The sequence below is a fragment of the Phenylobacterium sp. genome (genome assembly GCF_036821595.1).
Lineage (GTDB): Bacteria > Pseudomonadota > Alphaproteobacteria > Caulobacterales > Caulobacteraceae > Phenylobacterium.
In genome coordinates, this window is sequence record NZ_DAISJG010000083.1 from 1 (window position 1) to 8,574 (window position 8,574).

The following is an 8,574-nucleotide window of genomic DNA, read 5'->3' on the forward strand; positions in this document are numbered from 1 at the left end:
TTCACCGAGGGCGAGCACCTGGGCGTCTGCCGCAATCCCTGGGACCTCGGCCGCACGCCCGGCGGCTCCTCTGGCGGCGCGGCGGCCGCCGTGGCGGCGGGGATCGTGCCGGCCGCCCACGCCAGCGACGGCGGCGGCTCGATCCGCACGCCGGCCGCCTGCTGCGGCCTGTTCGGGATGAAGCCCTCGCGCGGGCGGGTCTCCTTCGCCCCGATGGGGGAGGGCTGGGCCGGGGCCTCGATCCAGCATGCCGTCACCCGCTCGGTGCGCGACAGCGCCGTGCTGCTCGACGTCGCCTGCGCCCCGCAACCCGGCGACCCCTACTTCCTGGCCCCGCCCGAGCGGCCGTTCGCCGAGGCGGCGGCCCGCGAACCGGGGCGCCTGCGCATCGCCTTCACCACCGCGGCCCTGCAGTCCCAGGCGCTCGACCCCGAATGCGCCCAGGCGGTGCGCGACACCGCCAGGCTCCTGGAGGATCTCGGCCACCAGGTTGAGGAGGCGACCGTCCCCGGCGACTTCGCCGCCATGCAGGCGGCCGCCGGCCTGGTCATCGCCGCCAGCGTCGCGGCCACCCTCGACGCCGAGGCCGAGCGCCGCGGCCGCCCCGTCGCCGAGGGGGAGGTGGAGGCGCTCACCTTCATGACCTACCGCCGCGGCCAGGGCGTCACCGCCTCGGCCTACGCCCGGGCCATCGCCACCCTGCACGCCTTCGGCCGCCAGGTGGCCCCGCTGTTCGAGGCTCATGACGTCCTGCTGCTCTCGACGCTCGGCAGCCCGCCGATCCCCATCGGCCACATCCTCGAGGATGTCAGCCAGATCGCCGAGCGGCTGTTCGCCTTCATGCCCAACACCCAGGCCTTCAACAACACCGGCCAGCCGGCGATGACCGTGCCGCTGGCCTGGAGCGCGTCGGGCCTGCCGATCGGCATGCAGTTCGTCGGCCGGATGGGCGAGGAGGCGACCCTGTTCGGCCTGGCCGGCCAGCTCGAGCGGGCCAGGCCCTGGTTCGACCGCGTCCCGGACCTCTGAGGAAAGAACCACGGAATACACGGACCACACGGAACGGAGAGGTCGAGCCAGGTGTGATCTTGCGCGCCCCTGGCGCGCAGGAAATTAGCGAGGCGGCGCAAGCCTGGCTGGGTTAGCGCCGGCCCCTTTCCGTGTGGTCCGTGTATTCCGTGGTTACCTAAACGCGCCGGCGCCGCTGCACGAGCCAGGCGGCGATCACGCCCGTCGCCACCACGCCGATCAGCAGGGTGGAGATGGCGTTGATCTCGGGGTTCACCCCCAGCCGCACTTGGCTGTAGAGCCGCATGGGCAGCGTGGTGGCCCCCGGGCCGGAGGCGAAGCTGGCGATCACCAGGTCGTCGAGCGACAGGGTGAAGGCCAGCATCCAGGCCGCCGCCACGGCCGGGGCGATGTTCGGCAGGGTGACCTTCACGAAGGCCTCGACCGGCGTGCAGCCGAGGTCCTGGGCGGCCTCCTCCAGGCTGCGGTCGAAGCCCTGCAGCCGGGCCTGGATGACCACCGTGGCGTAGCAGAGGGTGACGGTGGCGTGGCTCAGCGTCACCGTCCAGAAGCCGCGCGGCAGGCCGAGGCTGACGAACAGCAGCAGCAGCGACAGGCCGAGGATCACCTCCGGCATCACCAGCGGGGCGTAGACCATGCCGGCGAACGGCAGCCGCCCGCGGAACCGCCCGCCGCGCACCAGGGCCACCGCGGCCAGCAGGCCCAGGATCGTCGCCAGCGTGGCCGAGATCAGCCCCACCCGCAGGGTCACCCAGACCGCGTCCAGCATCTGCTCGTCGCGGAACAGGGCCGCGTACCAGCGTGTGGAGAAGCCGCCCCACACCGTCACCAGCCGGCTGGCGTTGAACGAATAGAGCACCAGCAGCGCGATCGGCGCGTAGAGGAAGGCCAGCCCCAGGCCCACCGCGGCGACGTTGAAGGGGGAGGGGCCGCGCCTCATCGCAGCACCTTCGCCTGGCTGCGCTGGAAGGCGAGGATCGGGACCACCAGGGTGGCCAGCAGCACGATGGCCACGGCCGAGGCGGCCGGCCAGTCGCGGTTGGCGAAGAACTCGGTCCAGATGGTCTTGCCGAGCATCAGGGTCTCCGACCCGCCCAGCAGGTCGGGGATCACGAACTCGCCCACCATCGGGATGAAGCAGAGCAGGCAGCCCGCCAGGACGCCGGGCAGGGACAGCGGGACCGTCACCCGCCAGAAGGCCTGGGCCGGCGTCGCGCCGAGGTCCTGGGCGGCCTCGATCAGGCTCGCGTCCTGCTTCTCCAGCACCGCATAGAGCGGCAGGACCATGAACGGCAGGTAGGCGTAGACCAGGCCGATGACGACCGCCGCCTCGGTGTTCAGGAGGTTGACCGCCGGCAGGCCCGCCGCGCCCAGGGCGGCGTTCAGCAGGCCCGCGGGCTTCAGGATGGCGATCCAGGCGTAGATGCGGATCAGGAAGCTGGTCCAGAACGGCAGGATCACCGCCATGACCAGCGCGCTGCGCGTCGCCGGCGGGAAGCGGGCCATGCCGTAGGCGATCGGATAGCCGATCGCGAGCAGGATCGCCGTGGCGATGGCGGCGAACCTCAGGCTGGAGAGATAGGCCGCTGCGTAGAGCCGGTCCTGCGTCAGCCGCGCGTAGGTCTCCAGGTCCAGCCCGCGCAGGAAGGCCTCCACGCCCGCCGCGCCCGCCGACCAGTCGATCCGGGGCGCGTAGGGCGGGATGGCCAGCGCCGTGTCCGACAGCGACAGCTTGGCGACCAGCACGAAGGGGAAGGCGAAGAAGACGGCCAGCCACAGGTAGGGCAGGGCCGCCGCCAGGCCGGGCCGCGGGCGCCTCACCTGGTCAGCACCATGGCGGCGTCGGGGGCGAAGCTCAGCCAGACCGGGGCGCCCACCGCCAGCGGCCGCGTCGAGGCCCGCGCGGTGTTGGCCAGCGCCACCCGCACCGTGCGGCCGGGCGCCGTGGCCGCGATGACGATGGTCCAGTCGCCGAGGTAGCCCACCTCGCGGATCTCGCCGGCCAGCAGGTTGGGCGCCCGCGGCGGCTGGTCCTGGTGCAGCACCAGCTTCTCCGGACGCACGGCGATCCACACCGGCTGGCCGTGCTCGAAGCCCTGGGTGCTGTCGGCCACCAGGTCGGCGGCCGCCGAGGCCACCGACACTGACTGGCCGGTGGAGGCCGTCACCTGGCCCTCGAACAGGTTCACGTCGCCGATGAACTCGGCCACGTAGCGGTTCGCGGGCGCCTCGTAGACCTCCGCCGGGCGGCCCACCTGCACGATCCGGCCCTCCCGCATCACCGCGATCCGGTCGGCGACCACCATGGCCTCCTCCTGGTCGTGGGTGACGATCAGGAAGGTCATGCGAAGCTCGTGCTGCAGCCGCATCAGCTCGAACTGGGTCTCGTCGCGCAGCTTCTTGTCCAGCGCCGCCAGCGGCTCGTCGAGCAGCAGGATGCGCGGCCTGGGCGCGATGGCGCGGGCGAGCGCCACCCGCTGCTTCTGCCCGCCGGAGAGCTGGTCGGGCCGTCGCCGCCCCAGCCCCTCCAGCCTGACCAGCGCCAGCATCTCCTCCACCCGCTCGGCGATCTCGCGCTTCGGCAGGCGCTGCTGCCGAAGGCCGAAGGCCACGTTCTGCGCCACCGTCAGGTGCGGGAAGAGGGCGTAGGACTGGAACATCATGTTCGTCGGCCGCGCGTGCGGCGGCAGGCCGGTGATGTCCTCGCCGCGCAGCAGGATGCGGCCCGCGTCCGGCGTCTCCAGCCCGGCCAGCAGGCGCATGAGCGTGGTCTTGCCGCAGCCGGAGGGGCCCAGCAGGGCGAAGAACTCCCACTCGTAGATGTCGAGGCTCACGTCCTCGACCGCCGCATGCTCGCCGAACCGCTTGCTGACGCCCTCGAAGCGGACCAGGGGCGCGGCGTCCGGGTCCTCCCACGGCGCGAACGCCGAGCGCACCCCGCCGATGACGGGCCGCCCGCCCGCGGGCCGGCCGCTCACTGGCCGGTCAGCACCCGCGTCCACTGCCGGTTCACCTCCCTGAGCAGGGCCTGGTCCTTGGTGGTGGTGACGAAGAACCGCGCGGCCACCTCGGCCGGCGGATAGACCCCGGGGTCCTCGCGCACCTCGGCGTCCAGCAGCGGCGTCGCCGCCGCATTGCCGTTGGCGTAGTGGGTGTAGTTCGACGCCCGGGCGATCACCTGCGGCCGCAGCATGAAGTCCAGGAAGCGGTAGGCGGCCGCGGCGTTCGGCGCGTCGGCGGGGATCGCGAAGACGTCGAACCACACCTGGGTGCCCTCCTTCGGGATGGCGTAGGCCACCTCGACGCCGTTCTTCGCCTCGGAGGCCCGGTCGGCGGCCTGCAGCACGTCGCCCGAGTAGCCGATGGCCACGCAGATGTCCCCGTTGGCCAGCGCGTCGATGTACTCCGAGGAGTGGAACTTGCGGACGTACGGCCTGGCCTTCAGCAGGACCTCGGTCGCCGCCGCATAGTCGGCCGGATCGGTCGAATTGGGGTCCTTGCCCAGGTAGTGCAGGGCGACCGCGTACATGTCCTCCGAGGCGTCGAGGAAATAGACCCCGCAGTCCTTCAGCTTGGCCAGGTTGGCCGGCTCGAACACCGCCTTCCAGCTGTCCATGGCCACGCCGCGCTTGGCGGCCGCGTCCGCGTTGTAGCCGATGCCGATGGTGCCCTGCATGTAGGGCACGGTGTAGGCCTGGCCGGGATCGAAGGGCTGCATGTGCTGCAGGGTCTCGGGCGAGAGGTTGCCGAGCCCGGACAGCGCCGCCTTGTCCAGCTTCTGCAGCGCGCCGGCCTGGATGTAGCGCGGCACGTTGTGGTTCGAAGGGACCACCAGGTCGTAGCCGGTGTTCCCCTGCAGGACCTTGGTCTCCAGCACCTCGTTGGAATCGAAGGTGTCGTAGCGGACCTTGATCCCGGTCTCCTTCGTGAACTCGGCCAGCAGCTCTGGGTCGATGTAGTCGGACCAGTTGTAGATCCTAAGTTCGCCGCCGCCCTGCGCCTTGCCCGCGCCGCCCTGGCCGCAGGCCGCCAGCGCCAGCGTCGCCACGACGGCCAGCGCCGCCCTCCATCCGCGCATCGTCGTTCCCCCTCGCTCCCGGCGGAGGTTATAGGCGGCCGGGCCCGCCCCTCAAACCCGAACGCAACAGGAGACCTCCGCCCGTGACACCTGCCTGGACCCTGGCCGCCCCCGTCCTGCTGCTGGTCGCCTCCAACGTCTTCATGACCTTCGCCTGGTACGGCCACCTGAAGGTCGACCGCGGGCCGCTCTGGGCCATCGTCCTGGTGAGCTGGGGGATCGCCTTCTTCGAGTACTGGCTGGCGGTGCCGGCCAACCGCATCGGCCGCGCCGTCTACGAGCCCGCCGAGCTGAAGGCCATGCAGGAGGTGATCACCCTGGTGGTCTTCGCGGTCTTCTCGGTCCTCTACCTCGGCGAGAAGCTGACCCTGAACCACGGCGTGGGCTTCGCCTTCATCGCGCTCGGCGCCTGGTTCGTCTTCAAGGGCCCGCTCTAGAGCGCCAGCACCGCCGCCTTCAGCGCGTCGGCGGTCCGCGCCCAGGTCAGCTTCGACAGCGTCTCGGCCCCGCGCAGGCCGCGCCGGCGGGCGTCCTCGCGGTCGGCGTAGGCCGCCTCCAGCCGCTCGACCACCTCGTCCACGTCGCTCTCGCCCCAGCCGCCGACGCCGTCCACGCCCTCCTGGCCGGGCACGGCCGCCTGGCGCTCCAGCACATAGCCGTTGCCGTCCCCGATCAGGTCGAGGTGCCCGGTGTTGGCCGACAGGATGGTCGGCACGCCGCAGGCCATGCACTCCATGGCCACCAGGTTGGTCCCGCCCTCGCTGCGGTTGGGGAAGACGGCCACGTCCATCTCGCGCAGCAGCGGGGGGAGGGCGGCGTTGGGCACGGGCCCCAGGTCCAGGACCTGCCCGGCCGCCACGCCGGAGGCCTGCGCCCAGGCGGCGACGTCCACCCGCCCGTCGCCGTCGAACACCACCGCCGCCGCCAGCCCGCTTTCGTCCAGGCTTCGCGCCATCTGCGGCCAGGGGCTGTGCCAGGCGGTGACCAGCAGCGCGTCCGGCCGCCGCTCGGCGAACCTGCGGAACGCCGCCAGCACGATGTCCTGCCCCTTGCGCCGCTCCAGCTTGCCGCCGCTGAACACGGCGAACCGGTCGCCCAGCACCCCCAGCCTGGGCGCCGGATGGAACAGCGTCGGATCGATCCCCTGCAGGATGGTCGTCACCCGCTCCACCCCGTGCGCCCGCAGCACCCGCTCGTTCCACGTGCAGCCGGCGACCACCAGCGGATAGGCGCTGGCCCTCCGCACCACCTCCGGCGCCAGCCGGGCGCTGTCGAAGAAGCACACCGCCGCCATCGGCCGTCCGACGAGCGCGACCCCGCCCGCCGCCGGCCCCAGCATGAAGGCGTCGTCCACCGCCGTCAGCATCGGCGCGGCCACGGTGAGCCGCCCGTCCTTCGCCGCCCCGAACGTCGCCTGGAAGGCCGCCGAGTCGCGCAGGAAGGGCTCGATCGCGCGGCGCCGCAGCGGGTCCACGGAGATCTGCCGCGGGTCGATGGCCAGCGAGCACACCGGCCGCACGTCGGCGTCCCGGGCCCAGGCCAGCGCCAGGTTCAGCCCGTAGACCCCGAAGCCGAAGAAGCTCGAGATCCCCCAGTGGATGACGACCTGCCGCCGCACGCGCGCTCCGTTCCCCTTGCCCGGGCCCAGCCCTTGCCGACCCGGTCCTTGCCGCTAGCACAGTCCTTGGGTACTCGCCTTCCCAGGATCGCCATGACCAGCGCCACCGACCCCAAGCTCGACCCCAGACTGGAGAAGTACCGTCGGCTGGACGCCTTCCTGGAGCGGCTGCGCGGCGACGTCTACCCCGAGCCGCCCAGCCCTCTGCACAGCCAGATCACCCAGCAGATGTTCCAGCGCCTGCAGGCGCTGCATCCCCTGGCCCCCGGCGCCCGCGTGCTCGACGTGGGCTGCGGCCAGGGCGCGGCCCTGGAGCTGTTCCGCGACGCCGGCCTCGACGCCGTGGGGATCAGTGTCGGCGAGGACGTGGCCGCCTGCCGGGCGAAGGGCCTCAACGCCGTGGAGATGGACTTCGGCTTCCTGGAGTTCGACGACGCCGCCTTCGACCTCGTCTGGTGCCGCCACGCGCTGGAGCACAGCCTCATGCCCTACTTCATGCTGGCCGAGCTGTTCCGGGTGCTGAAGCCGGGCGGCGTCCTCTATGTGGAGGTCCCGGCCCCCGACACCGCCTGCCGCCACCAGGCCAACCCCAACCACTACAGCGTCCTGCCCAAGAGCATGTGGGCCGAGCTGATCCGCCGGGCGGGCTTCACGGACGCCCGGGTCAACGACCTGGCGCTGACCACCGCCGCCGGGCCGGACGTCTACTGGGCCTTCGTCGCCCGCCGCCCCGCGGGCGCGCCCCCGGACGCCCTGATGGGCCCCGCATGACGAACCCCGAGGCGCGCTTCCGCGAGGCCGTGGCCCACCAGCGGGCGGGCGAGCTCGACGCCGCCGAGGCCATCTACCGCGAGCTCCTGGCCGCCCACCCGACGCTGCTGATCGCCCACCACAACCTGATCGCCACCCTGCGCGCCCGCGCAGACTGGGCCGGCGCCGAGCAGGCGCTGCGCCGCGCCCGCGCCGTGGCCCCCCACGACCCGGACATCGCCTACCACCTGGGCCTCTCCCTGCTGGCGTCGGGAAACTATGCCGAGGGCTGGCCGCTCTACGAGGCCCGCCGCAGCGTCGACCGCGACCGCGTCCACGCACCGAAGCTGCCGTTCCGCGAGTGGCGCGGCGAGCCCGTCACCTCGCTGCTGGTCTGGCCCGAGCAGGGCTTCGGCGACCAGATCATGTTCGCCCGCTACGTCCCGCTCCTGAAGGCGCGCGGCATAGAGGTCACCCTGGTCTGCCGCCCGGGCCTGGAGACCCTGCTGGCCCCGCTCGGCGTCACCGTCATCCCGGCCGAGGGCCAGGCGAAGCTGCCGGCCTGCGACGCCTGGGTCCTCATGGGCTCCCTGCCGCTCCGCTTCGGCACCACCCTCGACACCATCCCCGACGGCCTCTGGCTGAAGGGCCGCGCCGGCCGCGCGGGCCGCGACGGCGAGGGGGGCGGGCAGGGGACGGACGGGCAGGGGATTGGCCTCGTCACCCGCGGCCGCCCCACCCACCCCAACGACGCCAACCGCTCCCTGCCCAAACCCATCGAGGCCGACCTCTTCAACCTCCCCGGCGCCGTCAGCCTGCACCCGGAGGACACCGGCGCGAAGGACTTCGCCGAGACCGCCGAGATCGTGCGGCGCCTGGAGCGCGTCATCACCGTCGACACCGCCGTCGCCCACCTGGCCGGCGCCCTGGGCAAGCCCGTCTGGATCCTGCTGCCCGCTGCCGGAACCGACTGGCGCTGGCTCCGGGGGCGGTCCGACAGCCCCTGGTATCCCTCGGCCACCCTGTTCCGTCAGCCGACCCCGGGCGACTGGTGGGCCGTGGTGGACGAGGTGCGGGGAAGGTTGGGGGCGTAGGGGGC

9 protein-coding genes are annotated in these 8,574 nt (G+C 72.7%); 4 read left to right on the forward strand and 5 right to left on the reverse strand.

What is annotated here, in order from left to right; all coding sequences use genetic code 11:
* Positions 1-1,029, forward strand: a 1,029-nt coding sequence (locus V7Z97_RS18145) for an amidase (protein ID WP_334164847.1), incomplete at its 5' end; no start/stop codon positions are given.
* 157 nt (positions 1,030-1,186) lie between these two features.
* Here the strand turns inward: V7Z97_RS18145 and V7Z97_RS18150 are convergent.
* Genes V7Z97_RS18150 through V7Z97_RS18165 form a run of 4 tightly spaced genes read right to left on the reverse strand, consistent with a single transcriptional unit; the run spans position 1,187 to position 5,107 of the window.
* Positions 1,187-1,969, reverse strand: coding sequence for an ABC transporter permease (locus tag V7Z97_RS18150; RefSeq protein ID WP_334164848.1), 783 nt, complete (start codon positions 1,967-1,969; stop codon positions 1,187-1,189).
* A complete protein-coding gene (locus tag V7Z97_RS18155; RefSeq protein ID WP_334164849.1) occupies positions 1,966-2,850 on the reverse strand; it encodes an ABC transporter permease subunit in 885 nt (294 codons plus the stop codon). The genes V7Z97_RS18150 and V7Z97_RS18155 overlap by 4 nt, the downstream gene beginning before the upstream one ends.
* Positions 2,847-4,007, reverse strand: a complete 1,161-nt coding sequence (locus V7Z97_RS18160; RefSeq protein ID WP_334164850.1) for an ABC transporter ATP-binding protein — start codon at positions 4,005-4,007, stop codon at positions 2,847-2,849. The genes V7Z97_RS18155 and V7Z97_RS18160 overlap by 4 nt, the downstream gene beginning before the upstream one ends.
* Positions 4,004-5,107: a polyamine ABC transporter substrate-binding protein gene (locus V7Z97_RS18165; protein ID WP_334164851.1), complete on the reverse strand. Its 1,104-nt coding sequence runs from the start codon at positions 5,105-5,107 to the stop codon at positions 4,004-4,006. Before V7Z97_RS18165 ends, V7Z97_RS18160 begins: the two co-directional genes overlap by 4 nt.
* A gap of 83 nt (positions 5,108-5,190) precedes the next feature.
* On the opposite strand from V7Z97_RS18165, the gene V7Z97_RS18170 reads away from it, so the two are divergent.
* A complete protein-coding gene (locus tag V7Z97_RS18170; RefSeq protein WP_334164852.1) occupies positions 5,191-5,544 on the forward strand; it encodes a DMT family protein in 354 nt (117 codons plus the stop codon).
* Here the strand turns inward: V7Z97_RS18170 and V7Z97_RS18175 are convergent.
* The gene (locus V7Z97_RS18175; protein WP_334164853.1) at positions 5,541-6,725 is read right to left on the reverse strand and encodes a glycosyltransferase family 4 protein; all 1,185 of its coding nucleotides are present in this window, start codon (positions 6,723-6,725) and stop codon (positions 5,541-5,543) included. The two genes, V7Z97_RS18170 and V7Z97_RS18175, sit on opposite strands and share 4 nt — an antisense overlap.
* A gap of 93 nt (positions 6,726-6,818) precedes the next feature.
* Between V7Z97_RS18175 and V7Z97_RS18180 the strand changes: the two genes are divergently transcribed.
* Together V7Z97_RS18180 and V7Z97_RS18185 are read left to right on the forward strand one after the other, a co-directional pair.
* Positions 6,819-7,496 carry a class I SAM-dependent methyltransferase gene (locus V7Z97_RS18180; protein WP_334164854.1) on the forward strand — a complete coding sequence of 226 codons (678 nt, stop codon included), beginning with the start codon at positions 6,819-6,821 and terminating at the stop codon, positions 7,494-7,496.
* Positions 7,493-8,569 (forward strand): hypothetical protein, encoded by a 1,077-nt coding sequence (locus V7Z97_RS18185; RefSeq protein WP_334164855.1) that lies wholly within the window; start codon positions 7,493-7,495, stop codon positions 8,567-8,569. The genes V7Z97_RS18180 and V7Z97_RS18185 overlap by 4 nt, the downstream gene beginning before the upstream one ends.
* Positions 8,570-8,574 lie beyond the last annotated feature (5 nt).